A 19,473-nucleotide genomic window follows, 5' to 3' on the forward strand; every position below is an offset into this window, starting at 1 on the left:
GCCGTGCGGTGGCGGCTATTCGGCCGGCGCGAAATCGGGGTCGGCCGGGTCGAGCGGGAGGATGGGCGGCATGGCGCGGTCGAGGTGGTGCTCGGCGACCCAGCGGCGGCGGGCGTCCCAGTGGGCGGGGTGGCTCGGCCAGCCGCGGGCCCGCTCTTCGACCCATTTCCAGTCGGCCCAGCAGAGGAGGGCGGTATCGAGGTCGCGCCGGGCGAGCCGTCGGATGGCGCGGAGGATGGGGTCGCGCTTGCGTTTGCGCGGCTCGACCTTGTCGGCGAGGAGGATGACCTTGGCGATGAGCGGCATCTCGGCGGCGCCGAGGGTGTGGTCGCGGACGGCGGCGAGGGCCTCGCCGTCGGTGACGCCGAAGCGTTCGCGGAGGACCACGGCGGCGATGGGGCCGTGGAGGAGGACGGGCTCGAGGCGGTCGACGTCGGAGACGGGAAGGCCGCACTCGGCGGCGAGGCGGAGCTGCTCGGCCGGCGGGTGGGCGCGGAAGAGGTCGTGGCCCCAGGCGGCGAGTTCGACGCGGGCCGGGTCGAGGTCCCAGCGTGCGGCGAGGTCGCGGGCTTCGGCGGCGACGCGTTCGACGTGCTGGCGGAGGCCGCTCGGCAGCCGGTCGTATTCGGCCTGGACGGCGGCGAGCTGGGCGGCGATGTCGCTCATGCGCGGGGGCGGCGCCGGCGGAGTCAGCCCTCGGGGCCGAGGCGGCGGCCGGCGAGGAGGTGCATGTGGAGGTGGTGGATGGTCATGCCGGCGGCGTCGCCGACGTTGAAGGCGAGGCGGTAGCCGGGCTCCCAGGCGCCTTCGACGCGGGCGACGTCCTTGCTGAGCATGAACATGCCGGCGAGCGTCTCGGCGTGGCTCCATTCGACCTCGCGGGCGTTGTCGATGTGGACCTTCGGGATGATGAGACAGTGGACCGGCGCGCGGGGGTTGATGTCGCGGATGGCGAAGGCGTGGGCGTTTTCGGCGATCTTCGTGACCGGGACTTCGCCCCGGTGCATGCGGCAAAACAGGCAGTCCTGCATGGGCGCCATTGTGTGCAGGGCGGGCGGCTGTGTCGATGGGCGGGGGGCGGATTTTGCGGGCGGCTTGCGGGGGCGTTACGGTGCGCGGCATGACGCAGCCTTCGGGGAGCGTGCTCTCGCTGTTCTGGTCGCCGCTGTGCGCGGTGGGAAGCCACGGGCCGGCGGGGCCGAACGCGCAAATCTGCCTCTCGGTGCTGGGGGCCTCGATCGTGCCGGCGCGGCCGCGGCTGCTCGTCGCGCTCTGGAAGGGCAATTACACGCACGACCTCGTCCGCGCCTCAGGGACGCTGGCGATAACGGTGCTGGCGGAGGGGCAGGAGGGGCTGCTGGCGCCGCTCGGGCTGCGGAGCGGCCGTGAAGGGCCGAAGCTGGGCGGACTGGACTGCCGGCTGACGCCGGAGGGCGACCCGGTCTTCGCCGGCGGCGCCGGCTGGCTGCGGGGGCGCGTCATCGACGCGTTCGACCTCGGCGATGCGACGGCGTTCCTGGCGGCGGTGGAGGAGACGGGTGCGGGCGAAGGGACGCCGCTGCGGTGGCAGACGGCGCAGCGGACGGTCGGCGAGGCATTCCTTGCGAAGTGGGCGGAGAAGAGCGCGCGCGACCGGGCCGCGGCCGAGCGGGCGATGCGGTGGCTGGCGTGAGCGGGCGGGAAGCCGCCTGCGCTCAGGCGTAGAGCACGTGGGTGCGGAGGAAGGCTTCGACGGCCTTGTAGAAGTGGTCGATGGTCTCGGACTTGCGCCAGCCGTGCCCTTCGCCGGGGTAGACGTGGTATTCGTGCGGGACACCGCGGGCGCGGAGCGAAGCGACGATGCTGTCGCTCTGCTCGCGCGGGACGACACGGTCGATTTCGCCCTGGAAGACGGCGATGGGGTCGCGGATGCGGTCGGCGTGAAAGATCGGCGAGCGCTCGCGGTAGACGGCGGCGGCTTCGGGGAGCGGCCCGAGGAGCGAATCGAGGTAGCGGGCTTCGAACTTGTGGGTGTCGGAGGCGAGGGTGAACTGGTTGGCGACGCCGAACATGCAGATGGCCGCTTTGTAGACGCCGGGGTGCTGGACGAGCGACTGGAGGACGGTGAAGCCGCCGGCGGAGCCGCCCATGATGACGAGGCGGCCGGGGTCGGCGAGGCCGCGGTCGGCGAGGGCGAGGGCGCCGGTGCGGGCATCTTCGACGTCGTAGATGCCCCACGACTGCCGCAGCGCGAGCATGTAGGCGCGGCCGTAGCCGGTGGACCCGCGGTAGTTCGGCAGGAGGACGGCGTACCCGCGGGTGGCGAAGAACTGGGCCTGCGGGTTCCAGGCGGCGGTAACCTGGCTGGTGGGGCCGCCGTGGACGAGGACCACGAGCGGCGGGGCGCCGCGGCCTTCGAAGCGGTCGCTGGCCGGCGGGTAGTAGAGGCCGTGCGCCTCCCCGCCGTCGAACGAGGTCCAGCTGACCGGCTGGGGGGCGGAGAGGGCGGACGGGGGGACGAGCTCGCTGTCGCTGCGGCGGACGACGTCGATGCGGGGCGCGCCGGGGTCGGCGAGGTCGATATCGAGGACGCGCGGGGGCTGCTGGCCGCCGCTGGCGACGACGGCGAGCCGCTCGGCGGCGGGCGAGGCCGCGGGCGCAGAGAACGAGGTGTAGCCCGGGTGGTGCGGGGCGAGGTCGCGTTCGCTGCCGGCCGGGTCGAGGAGGACGAGGCGGTGGAAGCCGGCGATGGAGCGGATGACGGCGATGCGGCCCGAGGGGAGCTCGGCGAAGGTGCGCATGCCGTGCATCCAGGCGGGGGCGCCGTGCTCGGCCTCGCCGGCGGTCAGCTGGCGGACGGCGCCGGAGGCGAGGTCGCGCCGGCAGAGGTGGCCCCAGCCGGTTTCGTCGGAGATGTAGAGGAGCCCGGCGCCGTCGCGGGTGAAGGCGGGCTGGAAGATGCTGACGTCCGGACCGCCGGCGACGACGCCGGACGAGGCGATGCGGGGCAACGGGCCGCTGCAATCGAGGGCGGCGAGGCGGAGTTCAGTGCCGTCCCACGGCATGTTCGGGTGGTCCCATTCGACCCAGGCGAGCCGGTCGCCGGCGGGGTGCCAGGCCGGCTGCATGTAGAAGTCGCGGCCTTCGGCGAGGCGGCGCGGCCACTGGCGGCCTTCGCTGTCGACGACAGCGATGCAGTCGACATCTTCGAAGGTGTGGACGTAGGCGACCCAGCGGCCATCGGGGGAGACGGCGGGGGAGGCGGCAGCGCCGAAGGGCGGGGTGATGGGGCGGGCGGGGCCGCCGGCGAGGTCCTGGCGGTAGATGCGCTGGTCGGCCTGGCCGACGAAGTAGCAGGCGCCATGGGCGAGGGTGAAATCGCCGCCGCCGTAAGCGACGAAGGCGCGGACGGAGATTTCCGGGGTGAGGTCGCGGGTCGCGGATTCGCCGTCCTTGCGGGCGGCAACGACGCCCCGGTCGGAGCGGCCTTCGGACCAGGCGAGCGTGCGGCCGTCGGTGTCCCAGGCCGGTTCGTTGAGGCGGAGGGCGGCGCCGAGCGCCGCGGGGGTGATGGGGCTCGGCCAGAGGCCGAACATGCGCTGTTCGCGTGCCATGGCGGCGATTGTACGGCGGCGGTGGGGCGCGCGCCGGGCGGGTCAGGCTGGCGGCTGGGTGATGCGGAAGTGGTTGCCGAAGGGGTCGCGGCCGGCGCAGTCGATGCCCCACGCCTGTTCCATGGGCTCCTGCGTCATCTCGACGCCGCGGGCGACGAGCGTTTCGTAGGTCTGCCGGCAGTCGTCGGTGTGGAAGATGAGCCAGCCGCCGGCTTCGCCGGTTGGGACGAGGCGGCGGACGGTTTCGGCCGTTTCGGCGTCCATCATGGGGCCGCCGGGCAGCTCGAGGAGGATTTCGCGGGGGTCGCCGGGCACGCCGACGGTGAGCCAGCGCATGACGCCGAGGTCGACGTCGGTGCGGACTTCGAGGCCGAGCTTGCCGACGTAGAAGTCGAGGGCGGCGTCCTGGTCGAGGACGTAGAGCTGGGAGATGGCGACGCGCGTGAACATGGCGCGTCATCGTAGCACGGGCGGGATGCGGGCGCGCGTTCCGCGTTCGGGGGCGAGGCCGTATCCTTGCCTGCGATGCCCACGAGTCTTGCCCCTGTTTCCATCGACGAACTGAAGGCCATCGCGAAGCGCGTGCGCGCGCACATCGTGGAGATGGTCTACGAAGCGCAGAGCGGCCACCCGGGAGGGTCGCTCTCGTCGGTCGAGCTGGGGGTGGCGCTGTACTGGAATCACCTGCGGATCGACCCGGCGAACCCGGAAGACCCGGGGCGGGACCGGTTCATCCTCTCGAAGGGGCACGCGACGCCGTTCTACTACGCGGTGCTGGCGGAGCGGGGGTTCTTTTCGACGGAGCTGCTGAAGGGGTTCCGGAAGCTGGGGAGCCCGCTGCAGGGGCACCCCTCGATGCAGGCGCTTCCGGGCATCGAGATGTCGGGCGGGTCGCTCGGGCAGGGGCTGTCGTTCGCCATCGGGCATGCGCTGGCGGGGCGGCTGGCAGGGCGGGAGTTCCGCTGCTGGGTGCTGCTCGGCGACGGCGAGCTGAACGAAGGGCAGGTGTGGGAGGCCGCGATGGCGATCCCGCACTTCGGGCTGGGCGACCGCGTGATTGCGCTGGTCGACCGGAACGGCATCCAGAACGACGGCTTCGCGGACAGGATCATGCGGACGAACCCGCCGGCGATGTTCGCAGGCTTCGGCTGGAAGGTGATCGAGTGCGACGGGCACGACATGGCGGCGGTTGATGCAGCGCTGGCGGAGGCAGAGCGGCCGGATGAGCGGCCGCGGGTGGTGGTGGCGCATACGGTGAAGGGGAAGGGCGTGTCGTTCATGGAGAACAACCCGGGCTTCCACGGGAAGGCGCCGACGCGGGAGCAGCTGGAGCAGGCGCTGGCGCAGATCGCGGAGGGGCTGGCATGACGCAGACGGCACCGGCGGCGGCGACGCGGGAGGCGTACCCGTTCGCGCTCATCGAGCTCGTGGAGCAGGGCGTGGACGTGGTGGCAATCGATGCGGACCTCTCGGTTTCGACGATGGGCTACCAGTTCGGCGAGAAGTACCCGGAGCGGTGGTACACCGTCGGCGTGGCGGAGCAGAACATGGTCGGCATCGCGGCGGGGCTGGCGGCCTGCGGGAAGACGGCGTTCATCGCGAGCTTCGCGGCCTTCCTGCCGGGGCGGTGTTTCGACCAGCTGCGGACGTCGGTGGCGCAGCCGCGGGGCGGTCTGAACGTGAAGTGCGTGGCGAGCCACGGCGGCATCACCGTCGGCGAGGACGGGATGAGCGCACAGGCGATCGAGGACCTCGCGCTGGTGACCTCGCTCATCCCGTTCGACGTGGTGGTGCCGGCCGATTTCGAGGCGGCGAAGCAGGCGATCGTGGCGGTGGGGAAGACGACCCGCCCGGCGTACGTGCGGACGGGGCGGCCGAAGGTGCCGGCGGTCTACGGGAGCGGCTACCGGTTCGAACTCGGCAAGGCGCACCGGCTGCGGGAGGGGTCCGACGTGACGATCATGCGCCTGCGGCGTGCTGGTGAGCATCGCGCTGGAGGCGGCGAACCTGCTGGCGAACGAGGGCGTCTCGGCGCGGGTGCTGGACATGGCGACGATCAAGCCGATCGACCGGGAGGCCGTCATCGCGGCGGCGCGGGAGACGGGCGCGATCGTCACGGCCGAGGAGCACCAGACGACGGGCGGACTGGGCACCGCGGTGGCGCGGGTGCTGGCCGAGACGGTGCCGGTGCCGGTGTCGTTCGTGGGGGTGGACCGGTACGGGACGAGCGGGAAGTGGGACGAGCTGCTGACGTATTTCGACCTGACGCCGGCGCGGGTAGCGGCGGCGGCCCGGGACGCTCTCAGCCGGAAGCGGTAGCGGGCGATTCGCCGGCGGCGCGGGGCGCGATCTTCTCGAGCGCTGCGATGACCTCGGGGACGTGGGCGGTGACGCGGAAGTCATGCCGCATGGCCGCGCGGATGATCCCCTCTTTATCGATGACGTAGGTGACGCGCGGCGGCATCCACGGGATCCAGCCCTTCGCATCGTAGAGGTCGCGGAGGCGGCCGTCGCTATCAGGGATGAGCGGGAACGGCAGGCTGTGCTTTTCGCGGAAGGAGGTATGGGAGCTGGAGGAATCGCCGCTGACGCCGATGACGATCGCGTCGTAGGCGGCGATGGCGCCGTAGTTGTCGCGGAAGGAGCAGGCCTGGGCGGTGCAGCCGGGGGTGAAGTCCTTCGGGTAGAAGTAGAGGACGACGTGCTTCTTGCCGCGGCAGTCGCTGAGCGTGAAGGTCGAGCCGTCGTCGAGGGTGGCGGTGAAGTCGGGGGCGGGCGTGCCGGGATTGAGCATGGCGGGACCTCCGTCGGCGCTTCGGGGGCTACTGGGTTCGGAAGCAGGCCTGGATTGCGGCGGCGAGTTCGGGCGAGCCGGTGAGTTCGCCGACTTCTTCGGCGCGGGCCTCGCCGCGGATGAAGCGGAAGAATCCGGGGGTGTCAGTCCGGAGGAAGACGTCGGCATCGGGGGCGCCGCTGCGGCGGGGGTGGAGGTGCCCGTCGTGGATGTCGAACGTCCAGGTGTTGGCGTCGCCGGCATCGCTGATTTCGATGGTCATGCGGGCTTCGAGGTCTTCGGCGCGCTCGGGGTGGAAGGCGAAGGTGGGGATGACGCGGACGGCGAAATCGTGGCTGACGCGGGAGCCGACGTGTTCTTCGCGGATGGGTTCGACGTACTTGCGGCCCCAGTCGAGGAGGGCGAGGAGGATGGGGCGGACTTCCCAGCCTTTTTCGGTGAGGGTGTATTCGACGCGCGGCGGGAGGGCTTTGAAGTAGTGGCGTTCGACGATGCCCATGGCCTCGAGCCGGCGGAGGCGGTCGGAGAGGACGTTGGGGGACATGCCGGCGCAGCTTTCGAGGATGTCGTTGTAGCGGTGGAGGCCGGACATGAGGTCGCGGATGATGAGGAGGGTCCAGCGGTCGCCCAGGACGTCGAGCACCTGGGCGATGACACAGGGGAGGTTGTAGGTGCGGCCTGTGTCGGATTCTGCGCGCTGGGCCATGGGCTGGGCTCCGGTTTGGATAGTGTCAAGGTTCTTCACGGCGCTAGCGCCGGGACTATTGACATGATAGCGCCCGATGCTATGATTCGCCTACGAGCACTGCTACGGAAACGCTAGTACCAGCACTCGCCGAGAACTAGCCTAGCCGAGCGGCAGTTGCCCGGTCAACAAAAGGAAAGGGGGTCCACCACCATGGCTGACGCCACGATCGAGACGACGAAGGCTCCCCAGGCTGACCACTTCCACCGCTGGCGGATCGAGGAGCCGAACGGCCCGACGAGCCGCGGTGTTTGCAAGGTTTGCGGCGCGGAGAAAGAGTTCAAGAACTGGCTCGCCGAGGGCGACTTCATCACGAATGAAGAGCACCGGGCGATGGCTTCCGCGGCCTGAGCCTCCGTCCCTGCCCCGGGCGGCGGGCGTCCTCTCCCGCCCGCCGGCCCACCAGCAGCGCCGCCGCCCCGATGGCCCGGGGCGGCGGTTTTTCGCGCCCGGCGGTCGCGGTTTCAGATGATGCCGCGGGCGGCGAGGTCGTCGAGTTCGGCATCGGCGAGGCCGAGAAGCCCCTGGTACACCTCGCGATTGTGCTCGCCGAGGAGCGGAGCGCGGCCGGGCACCGTCCCCGGGGTGGCAGTCAGCCGCGGCACGACGCCGGGCTGGAGGACCGGGCCGAAGACGGGGGAATCGACGGTGACGACCTGCTCGCGGGCGGCATAGTGGTCGTCGGCGACGATGTCGCTGACCTGGTAGACCTTCGAGGCGGGGACGCCGTGGCGGTCGAGCGCGGCCTGGGCCTCGGCCAGCGTGAGGCCTGCAACCCAGCGGCGGATGATGGCGTGGATGGCTTCGTGGTTGGCGAGGAGGTTCTGGCGCGGGGTGAAGCGGGGGTCGGCGGCGAGCTCCGGCTGGCCCATGGCGGCGCAGAGCCGTTCGAACGAACGCTGGGTGGTGGCGTTGATGACGAGGTCGTGGCCGTCGGCGGTTTCGAACTGCTCGGCGGGGACGACGCCGGGGTAGTAGTTGCCGCTGCGGGGCCGGTCGCGGCCGGTGAGGCCGTAGTTGGCGGCGTGGGTGCCGCTCATCCGCCAGACGGCTTCGTAGAGGGCGACGTCGACGTCCTGGCCGCGGCCGGTGAGGTCGCGCGCGCGGAGCGCCGCGAGCGCGCCGAAGGCGGCGAAGATGCCCGCGCCGTAATCGCCGATGAAGTAGCCGGGCCGAACGGGCGGCCTGTCGGGGTAGCCGGTGACGGCGGTGATGCCGCTGAAGGCGAGGGCGACGCGGTCGAAGCCGGCGCGGTCGCGGTAGGGGCCATCCTGGCCGTAGCCGGAGATGCGCACGACGACGAGGCCGGGATTCTCCTCGCGCAGGGCGTCCGGCGCGAGGCCCCAGGCTTCGAGGGTGCCGGGGCGGAAGTTTTCGACCAGGAGGTCGGCCGTTGCGGCGAGGCGCCGGAAGAGGGCGCGGCCCTCCGGCTGGCCGAGGTCGAGGGTGACGGATTTCTGGCCGCGGTTGTCCTGTTCGAAGGAGAGATTGCCGCGGTTCGCTTCGCCGGTGCCGGGCGGCTCGATTTTGATGACCTCGGCGCCGAATTCGGCGAAGAGGGTGGCGCAGAACGGGGCTGCGAGGATCTGGCCGGCGGAGATGACGCGGATGCCGGCGAGCGCGGGGAGGGCGGGCGGCATGGTGACCGGGAATGATACGGTTCGGGCGATGGGGGCTGCACGCGAGCCGGCGGGGAGGTTCTACGACGCGGTGTACGCGCTGGTGCGCCGCATCCCGGAGGGGCGGGTGATGACCTACGGACAGGTGGCGCTCGAACTCGGCGCGCCCGCGGCGGCGCGGGCGGTCGGCTATGCGCTGGCGTGGCTGCCGCCGGGGACCGATGTGCCGTGGTGGCGGGTGGTGAATGCCAAAGGCGGCATCAGCCTGCGGGGCCGCGGCGAGGAGGCCGACCTGCAGCGGCGGCTGCTGGAGGCGGAGGGAGTGGTGTTCGGGCCGGACGGGCGGATGGGCCTGCGGCGCTACCGCTGGTTCCCGTCGGGCGGCCCGGCTGGAGATTCGGGGGCGAGCTTCGTGCCGGGCAGGTAGTAGCGGTCGTGCCAGATGCCGCGGTAGGGTTCGCCCTCGAGCGGCATGCGCCAGGTGCGGATGCGGGCGCCGGCGAGCGGGACGCGGATGAGGGCGCGGGGCTGGTCGATGGTCTCCTCGATATAGCGGTCGGCCGCCTCGGGCGGGACGTAGCGGCGGGCGATGCGGCGGTAGAGGTCGCGCCATGCTGCATCGTCGCCGGGCTGACGGACGACCTCGGCGACGCCTTCGATGACGACCTTCCGGTACGGGTGGTGCTGGTCGTCGATGGTCAGCGCGACGCGGGGGTCGTGGCGGATGTGGTCGAGCCACTCGGAGGCGGCGCGGGGCGTGATGTAGATGGCGCCGTCTTCGCAGATGAACCAGACGGGGGTGACGTGGGGCGCGCCTTCAGCGTCGACGGTGGCGATGCGGCAGAGGATGCCGGGCTGCTGGAGGAATTCGTCGCGTTCGGCGGGGGTGAGGGCGGGCATGACGGCCTCCGGGCGCGTGGCGGCGCTGCGATTGGGTAGGATACGCCCAACGTTCGAACGCTGGAGGAGCCGGTCATGGACGAGCAGGCGCAGGCCGCGAAGAAGACGCTGCTGCGGATGATCCCGTACGGGCTGTACGTGCTGGGCGTGCGGGACGGCGACGAGGTCTCGGCGGCGGCAATCAACTGGGTGACGCAGACGTCGTTCACGCCGCCACTGGTCGCGATGGGCGTGAAAAAGGACAGCGGGGCCTACGCGCTGCTGAAGCGGACGGGGCAGTTCGCGCTCTCGTTCCTCGAAAGCGGGCAGGGCGACATCGCCTACGCGTTCTTCAAGCCGACGACGGTCGAGGGCTCGAAGGTGAACGGGCAGGAGACGGAGACCGCGAGCAACGGCGCGCCGGTCATCGCGGCGGCGCCGGGCTGGGTGGAAGGGCGCGTGGTCGGCGAAGTGGACCTCGGCGACCACAGCTGCGTGGTGGGCGAGGTGACCAACGCGGTGCTGAAGCGGGAGGCGAAGCCGCTGACGCTGGACGAGCTGGGCGTGAAGTACGGCGGCTAGTCGAACCAGCGCTTTTCGCCGGGGGCCAGCTCGACGACGCGGGTATAGCCGCGGTGGAGGACGGCGACGGTCCGCGGGTAGGGGCGGTCGTTGCGGAGCTGGAGCCGGCCGCTCACGGGCCGCTGGAAGAGCCCCTCCGAGGTGATGTGCCCGGAATCGCCGACGAGGCGGGGGGTGCGCGCCGGGGCGTAGACCTGCCAGAGCGTCCCCTCGTGGGGCCGGAGATAGACGTCGCCCATCGGCAGGGGGCGCCGGTTCCAGACGTCGAAGCCGACCTCGCCGGGGCGGAGGAGTTCGGTCCAGGGCACCCAGAGCGGCTCATCGGACCAGTTGAGAACGCCGACGAGGGCGCGGCCGTCTCCGAGGTCGGCGCGCCAGGCGCGGGGGACGGGGCCGTCGCCGGGTTCGACAGGCCGGGCAGCGGCGGCGGGCGGGAAGAGGGCGAGCGCCATCTCGCGGCGGGCCGGCGGCAGCTTCGGGAGGTCGTCGCTGGCGACGACCATGCCGCCGGAGAGCGCGATGCCGGTCGCGAGGAAGCGCACTTCGGCCTCGGTCAGCTCGGTGTCGGTGTCGCGGACGATGAGGCAGTCGGGATCGTTGACCCACCAGCGGCGGTGCATCCAGTTGCGCTGGAGGGTGAGGCGCATGGCATGACGGACGGAGGGATTCGGGCCGGCGGCCCAGGTCTCTTTGACGTCGGGGCCGACGCGCATGGCGTCGACGAGGCCGATGGCGGGGCCGAAGTGGCAGGTGCAGCCGAGCAGGAAGGTGTCGCCGCCGGCTTCTTCGCGGATGATTTCGAGGCCGCGGCGCAGGTTGGCGAGCGCGGTGGTGCCCGGCCGGTGGTAGCGGACGGCCGAGGCGGGCCTGGCGGCGTAGGAGCAGGCATCGAGCTTGAGGTAGGTGTAGCCCCATTCGCGGACGACGGTGCGGATGACGTTGCGGAGCCAGGCTTCGGCTTCAGGGTGCGTGCAATCGAGGACGGCGCAGCGGCCGAGCCAGGTCTGGACGAAGACGGTTTCGCCGTCCGGGGTTCGGAGGACCATCTCCGGGTGGTCGCGCAGGGCGGCGGAGTTCTCGTTGAGCACGAACGGCGCGAGCCAGAGGCCGGGCCGGTAGCCGGCCTCGCGGATGCGGGCAGCGAGCGCGGCCATGCCGGAGGGGAACTTCGCGTTCGGGGTGAGCCAGTCGCCGGTGTGCGCCTGGTAGCCGTCGTCGATTTGCACGACCTCGGCGGGGTGGCGCTCGCGGACCATTGCTTCGAGGTTGGCGAGGACGTCGGCCTCCGAAACGCGGTCGTAGAAGTAGTACCAGCTGCACCAGCCGGTGGGCACGCGGTCCGGGACGCGGGCGCCCATGCGGGCGGCGACGTCGTCGGCGTACCGTTCGATGAGCTCGAGGGGGTCGCCGCCTTCGCGGAGGGCGACGGGCGGCAGCTGGACCGATTCGCCGGGGGCAAGCGCGAGGCCGTCGACGTCGTAAACGAGGGCGATGCGGGTGACGAGCGACTCGGCGGCGTCGAGGGTCACTTCGATGTCGAAGAAGAAGCGATCGAGCTGCAGGCAGCCGGCGAGCAGCGCGGGCCTGGCGTGGTACGGAAGCCAGAGGACGGCCTGGTCGCGGCTGACGTACGTGACCGCATCCGCGGCGGGGCGGGCGAACCGGCCGTCGTAGCCTTCGGGGGCGGGCGCGCCGAAGTTGCGGACGAGGGCGTCCATCTGCATGTAGCGCCCGTGAATCCAGAGCCAGCCGTCGGCGGCGGGGACATCGAGGTCAGCGGCGAGGCGCACCTCGCGGGGGGCCGCCGGCTCGCTGCCGGTGTTCGCAAGCGTGATGCGGAGTTCGCCGGCGGCGGCGTCGTAGCCGGCGGCGCAATCGAGGCCGGGCGGCAGGCCTTCGGGAACGAGCCAGAGGTCCCAGGGCAGGGTGCTCACGGGTGAACCTTACCGCCCCGGCGGGCTTCGGCGTAGCGGCGGGCGGCCTCGAGCGATTCGGGGGTGCCGATATCGAACCAGGCGCCGGCGACGGGAACGGCCCGGATGGTGCGGCCGGCTTCGACGGCGGCAGCGAGGGCGCGGGGCAGCTCGTACTCGCCGCGTGGCAACGGTTCGAGCGCTTCGACGAACGGCCAGAGCCACGCGCCGAGGACGGCGGGGCCGGCGTTGTTCCACGGGGTCGCGGAGGTGCCGCGCGGCGGTTTTTCGACGATGCGGGTGACGCGGAAGGCGCCGTCGACGTAGACGGCTGCGCCGGCCCACGGGTCATCGACCGGGTTGACGAGGAGCGCGCCGTCGGAACCGGACGCGGCGCCGAGGAGCGCCGCGTAGCTCTCGGGGTCGAGGTAGACATCGCCCCAGGTGACGAGGAAGGGGCCAGGGGACAGGTGGGGGCGGGCGAGGGCCGCGGCGCGGGCCGTGCCTTCGAGCCGCTCCTGGCGGACGAAGCGGAGGCCGATCCCGGGCGGCGGCGCCGCCGTCAGCGCATCGAGGATGCGGTCGCCGAGGTAGCCGACGACGACGACGGCCGTTTCGATGCCTGCGGCCGCGAGGGCGTCGAGGGTGTGGAGGAGGAGCGGGCGGCCGGCGAGCGGGAGGAGCGGCTTCGGGGTGTCGGCGGTGAGAGGACCGAGGCGGGTGCCGCGCCCGGCGGCGAGGATGACGGCCTGGCGGGCGCTCATGCCAGCCGGGCCCCGGCGGAGGGCGCGACCTCGAAGGCGGGGCCGCCGGCCGCGGCCGCGGCCGCGCCGATGACCGCCTGCTCGCGGCCGCGTTCGCAGACGGCGATGGCGAAGCCGCCGAAGCCCGCGCCGGTGAGGCGGGCCCCGGCCGCGCCGGCCCGCGTCATGGCCTTCACGAGGGCGTCGAGGGCGGGCGTCGAACAGCGGTAGTCGTCGCGGAGGGAGGCATGGGAGGCGGCCATCAGCTCGCCGAGGGCGGCGAGGTCGCCGGCTTCGACCGCTGCGCAGGCGAGGTCGACCCGCTCGGCCTCCGCGAGGACGTGGCGGGCGTACGCGCGGACCGGGAGCTGCGCGTCGGGGTCGAAGGCGCCGGCGGCGAGCGTGACGAGGCGCTCCAGCGGGATGCCGGCCGCTGCAGCAGCTTTGCGGGCGGAGCTGCGGGCCGGGAGTTCGTCGACGAGGACGGGCGCGGCATCGATGGCGGCGACGTGACCGAGGAGCGGCGTGCCCTCGATCTCTGCGCCGAGCATGTCGGCGAGGAGGGCGGCGGCGATGCGGGTGGCGACGACGCGCTCGTTGTAGGCGTCGCGGGCGGCGCCGCCTTTCGGCGCGGGCTGGCCCGAAGAGGCGACGACGAAGGCCCAGCCTGCCGGCACGGGCACGGGACGCATGGCCGGCGGCAGGAAGTCGATGCGGAGGAGCGCGCCGGCCTCGGCGAAGGCGATGACCTGCTGGTCCATCCCGCCGGTCTCAGCGCCGGCGAGGCGTTCGGCCTGCGCGGCGAACGCGGCGAGGGCCGCGCGGTCGAGGCCGAGGCCGAAGGCGGCATCGAGCGCCAGCAGGAGGGCGACGGTGAGCGCGCTGGAGGAGCTGAGGCCGCTCGCGGGCGGGAGGTCGCTGGCGACGGCGATGCGCGCGCCCCGGCCGGACAGGCGGGGGCCGAGGACGGCGGCGGCCGCCGCGAGGTAGCGGTGCCACGGCTCGGGGCAGGCGGCCGGGTCCGCGCCGAGAGGGAGGCGGGCGGGCTCGGGGAATTCGCGCGAGACGCCCTCGAGCAGCCCGGCCCCGGACGGCGCGACGGCGACCGCCGTCGACTGGCCGATGGCGAAGGGGAGCACGGGGAGGCCGTTGTAGTCGGTGTGTTCGCCGATGAGGTTGACGCGGCCGGGGGCGATAGCGACGGCGGCGGGTTCCGCGGCGAAGGTCGAGCGGAAGAGAGCGGCGGCGGCCGCAGCGGGGTCCACGGGGGTATTATCCGGGCATGACGACCGTGACCACACCTTCGAACCGCGCGATGCCTTCGACCCGGGGACTGAACTTCTTCGAAGCGGACCCGAACCTCGAGCGGGCGCTCCGGGCCTACGCCGAGCCGGCCGACGCGGACCGGGCGGTGCCGCTCCTGCGGGAGGTCGGGCGCTGCGCGGGGGATGAGCTGGACGAGCTGGCGGCCATCGCAGATGCGAACCCGCCGGTGCTGCGCACGCACGACCGGCTCGGGCAGCGGGTGGACGAGATCGTCTACCACCCGGCGTTCGTGGAGATGCAGCGGCTCGGCTTTTCGCGGTTCGGGTTCGCGGCGATGTCGCACCGGGAGGGGGTGCTGGGGTGGCCGGGCCGGGTGCCGCACGTGGTGAAGTTCGCGCTCAGTTATGTCTTCGTTCAATCGGAGTTCGGCCTCTTCTGCCCGATTTCGATGACGGATTCGGCGGCGCGGGTGCTGCGGATGTTCGGCGCGCCGGAACTGCAGGCGCGGTACGTGCCGCGGCTGACGAGCACGGAATTCAGCGAGCTGATGCAATCGGCGCAGCTGCTCACGGAGCGGACGGGCGGGAGCGACGTGGGCACGAGCGAGTGCGAGGCGCGGCTGGTCGACGGCGCGTGGCGCATCTGGGGCGAGAAGTGGTTCTGTTCGAATGCGGGCGCGGATGTGCACCTCGCGCTGGCGCGGCCGGCCGGCGCCCCGGCGGGGACGAAGGGGCTCGGGATGTTCCTCGTGCCGAAGGTGCTGCCGGATGGGCGCCGGAACCGGTACGTCATCCGGCGGCTGAAGGAGAAGCTCGGCTCGCGGTCGATGCCGACGGGGGAGTACGAGTTCGAGGGCGCGACGGGGTACGTGGTGGGTGACATCGACCGCGGGTTCGCGCAGATGGCGGAGATGATCAACGTCTCGCGGCTGAGCAACGGGATGCGGGCGGCGGCGCTCATGCGGCGGTCGCTGCTGGAGGCGGCGGTGCACGCGCGGGGACGGTCAGCGTTCGGGCGGGCGCTCTTCGACCTGCCGCTGGTGCGGGAGCAGCTGTTCGAGATGGTGCTCGACAGCGAGGCGGCGCTCGCCATCGTGCTGTTCGCGGCGCAGGCGCTGGACCGGGCGGACGGCGGTTCGGAGCACGACGAGCTGGTCGTGCGCATCACCACGCCGCTGATCAAGTACGCGAACTGCCGGCGGGCGCGCTGGACGGCCGGGATGGCGATGAACCTGCGGGGCGGGAACGGCTACATCGAGGAATGGGTGAACGCGCGGCTGCTGCGGGATGCGCACCTCGGGAGCATCTGGGAGGGGGCGGAGAACGTGGTGGCGCTCGACGTGGCGCGGGCGGCGATGCGGAACGGCGCGCACGAGGCGCTCTTCCGGGAGCTGGAGACGCGGCTGGACGGCGTGACCGACGAGCGGGCGCGCGGCGAAGCCGAAGCGGCGCGGACGGGGCTCGCGCGCGTCCGCGCCGCGTTCGCTCGCCTGCTGCAGGCGAGCGAGGACGAACGCGAGGCGAAGATGGCCGCGATGTGCGACCGGCTGGCGGCGCTGGTGTGCGCCTGCCTTCTGACCGCGGAAGGCGACCGGGAAGCGCGGGCAGGGCTCGGCTACGGGAAGCTGCTGGCGGCGCGGGAGTACCGGCGGCGGTACGTGGAGCGGCAGGACCCGCTGGAGGCCGATGCCGGCGCGCTCCGGTGGCTCGGCCACCTGGTCGACGGGGCGCCGGTGCCGGGGGCGGCGCTGGGATAGCGCCGCGCGTCGCCGGCAGGGTCGGGCGGGCGCGGACTCAGGGGGCCGGCGGGAGGGGCGCCTCGCCGTACTGGTTGGGCATCGGCTTCGTCGGCTGGGCGCAGAGGACGATGAGCGCAATCCACCCGAGGAGGGGGATGAGACCGATCAGCTGGAGCCACCCGGACTGCCCGATATCGTGCAGGCGGCGGGCGGTGACGCCGATGGACGGCAAGAAAGCGGCGAGGGAGAACGCCAGCGATACGAGGTCGAAGAAGTTGCTGAAGGCCCCCAGCACCCCCAGGACGAAGCCGACGATCGCCTGACCGAGCACGAACCACCAGAACTCCGGGCGGCCGGCGCGGCCTTCGAAGAGGACGTACCGCTTCCAGGGCGAGAGATACCACTGGATGGGTGAAACCTGAGCGGGCGCAGCGGCCTGCATGGCGGGCTCCTGTCGCGAGGTGGCGGGAGCCTACCGAACTGCGCGGCGCCTGTTCAAGGGACAGGTTCGTCCCGCGATGAGCGGGAGGCGCGTGTGCCGAAGGCCTACGCCTTGCTGTAGTCCCAGGAGATGTACTTCACCGGGGTGACTTCGATGTAGGCCGTCTCGGGGCCGGCTTCGGTGGGGAGCTGGTCCTCCGGGACGCCGCGGCGGCGCATCGCTTCGCGGCGGAGGGGCAGCACCTCGGCGGGGTCGGTGATGACGCGGCCGGTGCCCTGGATGCAGACGCCCTTGATGTCCTGCATCGTGCTGCCGGATTCGAGCATGACGGAGACGTTCGGGTTGCGCTCGATGTTCTTCGTCTTCTGGGTGCCCTTGCGGCAACCCATGTAGATTTTCTCGCCGAGCCGGAAGTAGCCGATGGGGACGGTGTGGGGGTGGCCGCTGCGGCTGATGGTGGAGAGGGCGATCCACCCGGGGCGGGAGTCGAGGAAGGCGTGGATTTCGTCGAGGGACATCTTGCCGGGCATGCGGAACTCCGAGACGGGATTCCCAGGGCAGGTGCAAGTTTGGGTTGCCCGGCTGCGGCTGTCGAGTGAGGATGAGCGGCAACGCAGGAGGGTTCGCGCATGGCGCTCTATGTGAGGTTCGAACGGGCGGACGGCCGCCGCGGGGCGGGGCTGCTGGAGGGGGAGACGGTGCGGGTCATCGAGGAGCCGTTCTGGGAGGGGACGCGGCCGACCGGCGAGACGGTGCCGCTGGCGTCGGTGCGGCTGCTCCCGCCGTGTGCGCCCCGCAGCATCGTCTGCGTGGGGCTCAACTACGCCAGCCACCTGCAGGGGCGGCCCGCGCCGGACCCGCCGACGCTGTTCTTCAAGCCGCTTTCGAGCATCGCCGGGCCGGGCGACGCGATCGTCCTGCCGCCGAACTGCGGCCGGGTCGACCCGGAAGGCGAAATCGTCATCGTCATCGGAAAACGGGTGAAGGGTGCAACGCGCGAGGAGGCGGAAGCGGCGATTTTCGGCTACACGGCGGGGAACGACGTCTCGGCGCGCGCGTGGCAGCAGGCCGACGGCCAGTGGTGGCGGGCGAAGGGGAGCGACACGTTCGGCGTCTTCGGGCCAGCCATCGTGACCGGGCTGCGGCACGACGAGCTGGAGGTGGCAACCCGCGTGAACGGGCGCGAGGTGCAGCGGGGCCGCTCGACCGAGCTCATCCGCGACATCCCGGAAATCGTGCGGTACGTGAGCGCGGTGATGACGCTGGTGCCCGGCGACATCATCTACACCGGGACGCCGGGGAGCCCGCCGGAGATCCGCCCGGGCGACGTGGTGGAGGTGGAGGTGACGGGCGCGGGGGTGCTCCGCAACGACGTGCGCGGGGAGTAGCCTCAGGCGGCTGCGGCGGCGCTGCCGGGCGCGGGGCGGGCGGCCGGCCTGCCGAGGAGGAAACCCTGCACGAAGTCGACGCCGGCATCGCGGACGGCGGCGAGCTCAGCCTCGGTTTCGATGCCCTCGGCGAGGGTGCGGATGCCGAGGTCGCGGGCCATCGCCACGATGCGGCGGAGGATGGTGGCGCGGTAGGGGTTGGCGTCGACGCCACGGACGAGCTGCATATCGAGCTTGAGGTAGTCGGGCCGGACGCGGTCGAGCAGGTTGAGGGAGGAGTAGCCTTCGCCGAAGTCGTCGAGGGCGACGGCGAACCCGGCAGCGCGGTAGGTCTCGAGGATGCGGACGAGGTGGCCGACGTCCTGCACGCGGTGGCTTTCGACGACTTCGAAGACGACATCGGCGGGCGGGATGCCGGCGGCGTGCACGGCTTCGACGGTGGAGCGGAGGCAGAAGGCCGGGTTGTAGATGGCGGTGGGGGTGAAGTTGATGAAGAGGCGGCCGAGCCCGGCGCCGCTGCGGATGGCGAGGAGGCGGGCGAAGCGGTCGAGGTGGAAGAGGAGGTCGCCGGCTGCCGCGGCGCCGTAGAGAACCGCGGGGGAGATGAGGGTCCGGCCGTCGCGTTCGAGCCCGCGGAGCAGGCATTCGTGGGCGAAGAGGCGGCCGTCTGCGGTGTAGATGGGCTGGAAGTACGTGACGGCGCGCTGCTCGGCGAGGAGGCCGATGAGCCAGCCGAGCGCGCACGCGGGCGAGGAAGTCGGCGAGCGGCTCCATCCGGAGGAGGGCATCGAACGAGGGGGCGGCGCCGGCCTCGACGACCAGGGCGCGGGCGTCGTGGAGTTCGACGGAGGAGAGCGCGGCTTCGAGGCAGGCGGCGAGCGGTTCGAGCTGGCCGGGTTCGAACGGGACCGAGACGGTGGAGTCGAATTCCGTGAAGGGTGCGAAACCTGCTGCGCGGAGGGCCGCTCCGAGGCCTTCGAGCGACCATGCGAGGGGCGGCGCGACGACGAGCCGGCCGCGCGCCGGCGGGGCGGGCGGCAGGACCTGGCAATCGACGCAGGCCGGGCCGGTGCGCGCGTGCGGCGGGGTCACGCGGGGATCATCGGCCGGCGGGTGACGCGGCTTGAGGGGCTAGTGGTGGCCGTGAACGAGCGAGAGGAACTCGGCGCGGGTGACGTGGGAGTTTTTGAAATCGCCGCGCATGGCGGAGGTGACCATGAGCGAGCCGGGCTTCTTGACGCCGCGCATCGTCATGCAGAGGTGCTCGGCTTCGATGACGACCGCGACGCCGTCGGGCTGGAGGACCTCCTGGATCGCCTCGGCGATCTGGCTGGTGAGCTGCTCCTGGATTTGCGGGCGGCGGGCGTAGCCTTCGACGACGCGGGCGAGCTTGGAAATGCCGACGACGCGGCCATCCGGGATGTAGCCGACGTGGGCTTCGCCGTGGAAGGGGAGGAAGTGGTGCTCGCACATGCTGTAGAAGGGGATGTTGCGGAGGATGACCATCTCGTCGTGGGCGACTTCGAAGCCGACGCGGAGGTGTTCGCGGGGGTCGATGAAGAGGCCTTCGAAGATCTCGGCGTACATTTCGGCGATGCGGCGCGGGGTATCGCGGAGGCCTTCGCGGGTGGGGTCATCGCCGATGGCCTGGAGGAGTTCGATGACGGCAGCGCGGATGCGGGCCTGGTCGGGGCCGGCGGTGGTGGTCACGTGGTGCTCCGGGGCGGAGAGTTGGGAGGATCGTAGCAGGGAGAGCGGCAGCGGCGGGGCG

22 protein-coding genes and 1 pseudogene are annotated in these 19,473 nt (G+C 72.1%); 8 read left to right on the plus strand and 15 right to left on the minus strand.

Annotation, left to right across the window (positions count from 1 at the left end):
- Positions 1–15 precede the first annotated feature (15 nt).
- Positions 16–666, minus strand: coding sequence for a bis(5'-nucleosyl)-tetraphosphatase (symmetrical) YqeK (gene yqeK / locus O0235_RS03770; RefSeq protein WP_270057200.1), 651 nt, complete (start codon positions 664–666; stop codon positions 16–18).
- A 23-nt stretch (positions 667–689) separates the two neighbouring features.
- On the minus strand, positions 690–1,031 hold the full coding sequence (locus O0235_RS03775; RefSeq protein WP_270057201.1) for an HIT domain-containing protein: 342 nt from the start codon (positions 1,029–1,031) through the stop codon (positions 690–692).
- Between the two features lie 89 nt (positions 1,032–1,120).
- On the opposite strand from O0235_RS03775, the gene O0235_RS03780 reads away from it, so the two are divergent.
- On the plus strand, positions 1,121–1,672 hold the full coding sequence (locus O0235_RS03780) for a flavin reductase family protein (protein WP_270057202.1): 552 nt from the start codon (positions 1,121–1,123) through the stop codon (positions 1,670–1,672).
- Positions 1,673–1,694: 22 nt separating this feature from the next.
- On the opposite strand, the gene O0235_RS03785 is transcribed toward O0235_RS03780, so the two are convergent.
- Positions 1,695–3,593 carry a S9 family peptidase gene (locus tag O0235_RS03785; RefSeq protein ID WP_270057203.1) on the minus strand — a complete coding sequence of 633 codons (1,899 nt, stop codon included), beginning with the start codon at positions 3,591–3,593 and terminating at the stop codon, positions 1,695–1,697.
- Between the two features lie 42 nt (positions 3,594–3,635).
- Positions 3,636–4,043, minus strand: a complete 408-nt coding sequence (locus O0235_RS03790; RefSeq protein ID WP_270057204.1) for a VOC family protein — start codon at positions 4,041–4,043, stop codon at positions 3,636–3,638.
- Between the two features lie 75 nt (positions 4,044–4,118).
- On the opposite strand from O0235_RS03790, the gene O0235_RS03795 reads away from it, so the two are divergent.
- Both O0235_RS03795 and O0235_RS15640 read left to right on the plus strand, forming a co-directional pair.
- On the plus strand, positions 4,119–4,961 hold the full coding sequence (locus O0235_RS03795) for a transketolase (protein WP_270057205.1): 843 nt from the start codon (positions 4,119–4,121) through the stop codon (positions 4,959–4,961).
- Positions 4,958–5,912: pseudogene (locus O0235_RS15640) on the plus strand (transketolase family protein). The gene O0235_RS03795 and the pseudogene O0235_RS15640 overlap by 4 nt, the downstream one beginning before the upstream one ends.
- Here the strand turns inward: O0235_RS15640 and O0235_RS03810 are convergent.
- Both O0235_RS03810 and O0235_RS03815 read right to left on the minus strand, forming a co-directional pair.
- Positions 5,896–6,387, minus strand: a complete 492-nt coding sequence (locus O0235_RS03810) for a peroxiredoxin (RefSeq protein WP_270057208.1) — start codon at positions 6,385–6,387, stop codon at positions 5,896–5,898. The pseudogene O0235_RS15640 and the gene O0235_RS03810 sit on opposite strands and share 17 nt — an antisense overlap.
- 28 nt (positions 6,388–6,415) lie before the next feature.
- A complete protein-coding gene (locus tag O0235_RS03815) occupies positions 6,416–7,093 on the minus strand; it encodes a winged helix-turn-helix transcriptional regulator (RefSeq protein WP_270057209.1) in 678 nt (225 codons plus the stop codon).
- Positions 7,094–7,285: 192 nt separating this feature from the next.
- Here O0235_RS03815 and O0235_RS03820 point away from each other — a divergent pair, with 192 nt between their 5' ends.
- A complete protein-coding gene (locus tag O0235_RS03820) occupies positions 7,286–7,483 on the plus strand; it encodes a hypothetical protein (protein ID WP_270057210.1) in 198 nt (65 codons plus the stop codon).
- 113 nt (positions 7,484–7,596) lie between these two features.
- On the opposite strand, the gene O0235_RS03825 is transcribed toward O0235_RS03820, so the two are convergent.
- Entirely contained in the window at positions 7,597–8,772 is a 1,176-nt protein-coding gene (locus tag O0235_RS03825; RefSeq protein WP_270057211.1) for a CaiB/BaiF CoA transferase family protein, read from the minus strand.
- Between the two features lie 28 nt (positions 8,773–8,800).
- Here O0235_RS03825 and O0235_RS03830 point away from each other — a divergent pair, with 28 nt between their 5' ends.
- Complete coding sequence (locus tag O0235_RS03830) at positions 8,801–9,178, plus strand: MGMT family protein (RefSeq protein WP_270057212.1); 378 nt, start codon at positions 8,801–8,803, stop codon at positions 9,176–9,178.
- On the opposite strand, the gene O0235_RS03835 is transcribed toward O0235_RS03830, so the two are convergent.
- Positions 9,112–9,651 carry a pyridoxamine 5'-phosphate oxidase family protein gene (locus O0235_RS03835; protein WP_270057213.1) on the minus strand — a complete coding sequence of 180 codons (540 nt, stop codon included), beginning with the start codon at positions 9,649–9,651 and terminating at the stop codon, positions 9,112–9,114. The two genes, O0235_RS03830 and O0235_RS03835, sit on opposite strands and share 67 nt — an antisense overlap.
- A gap of 75 nt (positions 9,652–9,726) precedes the next feature.
- Here O0235_RS03835 and O0235_RS03840 point away from each other — a divergent pair, with 75 nt between their 5' ends.
- Entirely contained in the window at positions 9,727–10,212 is a 486-nt protein-coding gene (locus O0235_RS03840; RefSeq protein WP_270057214.1) for a flavin reductase family protein, read from the plus strand.
- Here the strand turns inward: O0235_RS03840 and O0235_RS03845 are convergent.
- The 3 genes from O0235_RS03845 to O0235_RS03855 are packed head-to-tail and all read right to left on the minus strand — an operon-like array spanning position 10,209 to position 14,133.
- Positions 10,209–12,146: a glycoside hydrolase family 36 protein gene (locus tag O0235_RS03845; RefSeq protein WP_270057215.1), complete on the minus strand. Its 1,938-nt coding sequence runs from the start codon at positions 12,144–12,146 to the stop codon at positions 10,209–10,211. The genes O0235_RS03840 and O0235_RS03845 overlap by 4 nt on opposite strands.
- The gene (locus tag O0235_RS03850; protein ID WP_270057216.1) at positions 12,143–12,889 is read right to left on the minus strand and encodes a nucleotidyltransferase family protein; all 747 of its coding nucleotides are present in this window, start codon (positions 12,887–12,889) and stop codon (positions 12,143–12,145) included. Before O0235_RS03850 ends, O0235_RS03845 begins: the two co-directional genes overlap by 4 nt.
- Positions 12,886–14,133, minus strand: a complete 1,248-nt coding sequence (locus O0235_RS03855; RefSeq protein WP_270057217.1) for a galactokinase — start codon at positions 14,131–14,133, stop codon at positions 12,886–12,888. The genes O0235_RS03850 and O0235_RS03855 overlap by 4 nt, the downstream gene beginning before the upstream one ends.
- Positions 14,134–14,150: 17 nt before the next feature.
- Between O0235_RS03855 and O0235_RS03860 the strand changes: the two genes are divergently transcribed.
- Positions 14,151–15,890, plus strand: coding sequence for an acyl-CoA dehydrogenase family protein (locus O0235_RS03860; protein ID WP_270057218.1), 1,740 nt, complete (start codon positions 14,151–14,153; stop codon positions 15,888–15,890).
- 37 nt (positions 15,891–15,927) lie between these two features.
- Here the strand turns inward: O0235_RS03860 and O0235_RS03865 are convergent, their stop codons facing one another.
- Together O0235_RS03865 and O0235_RS03870 are read right to left on the minus strand one after the other, a co-directional pair.
- A complete protein-coding gene (locus tag O0235_RS03865; RefSeq protein WP_270057219.1) occupies positions 15,928–16,314 on the minus strand; it encodes a DUF805 domain-containing protein in 387 nt (128 codons plus the stop codon).
- Positions 16,315–16,418: 104 nt separating this feature from the next.
- The gene (locus tag O0235_RS03870) at positions 16,419–16,844 is read right to left on the minus strand and encodes a pyridoxamine 5'-phosphate oxidase family protein (protein WP_270057220.1); all 426 of its coding nucleotides are present in this window, start codon (positions 16,842–16,844) and stop codon (positions 16,419–16,421) included.
- A 99-nt stretch (positions 16,845–16,943) separates the two neighbouring features.
- Here O0235_RS03870 and O0235_RS03875 point away from each other — a divergent pair, with 99 nt between their 5' ends.
- Positions 16,944–17,702: a fumarylacetoacetate hydrolase family protein gene (locus tag O0235_RS03875; RefSeq protein ID WP_270057221.1), complete on the plus strand. Its 759-nt coding sequence runs from the start codon at positions 16,944–16,946 to the stop codon at positions 17,700–17,702.
- Positions 17,703–17,704: 2 nt separating this feature from the next.
- On the opposite strand, the gene O0235_RS03880 is transcribed toward O0235_RS03875, so the two are convergent.
- On the minus strand, positions 17,705–18,490 hold the full coding sequence (locus tag O0235_RS03880; RefSeq protein WP_270057222.1) for an EAL domain-containing protein: 786 nt from the start codon (positions 18,488–18,490) through the stop codon (positions 17,705–17,707).
- 343 nt (positions 18,491–18,833) lie between these two features.
- On the minus strand, positions 18,834–19,412 hold the full coding sequence (gene folE / locus O0235_RS03885) for a GTP cyclohydrolase I FolE (protein ID WP_270057223.1): 579 nt from the start codon (positions 19,410–19,412) through the stop codon (positions 18,834–18,836).
- Positions 19,413–19,473 lie beyond the last annotated feature (61 nt).

Source organism: Tepidiforma flava (genome assembly GCF_027594505.1).
GTDB lineage: Bacteria > Chloroflexota > Dehalococcoidia > Tepidiformales > Tepidiformaceae > Tepidiforma > Tepidiforma flava.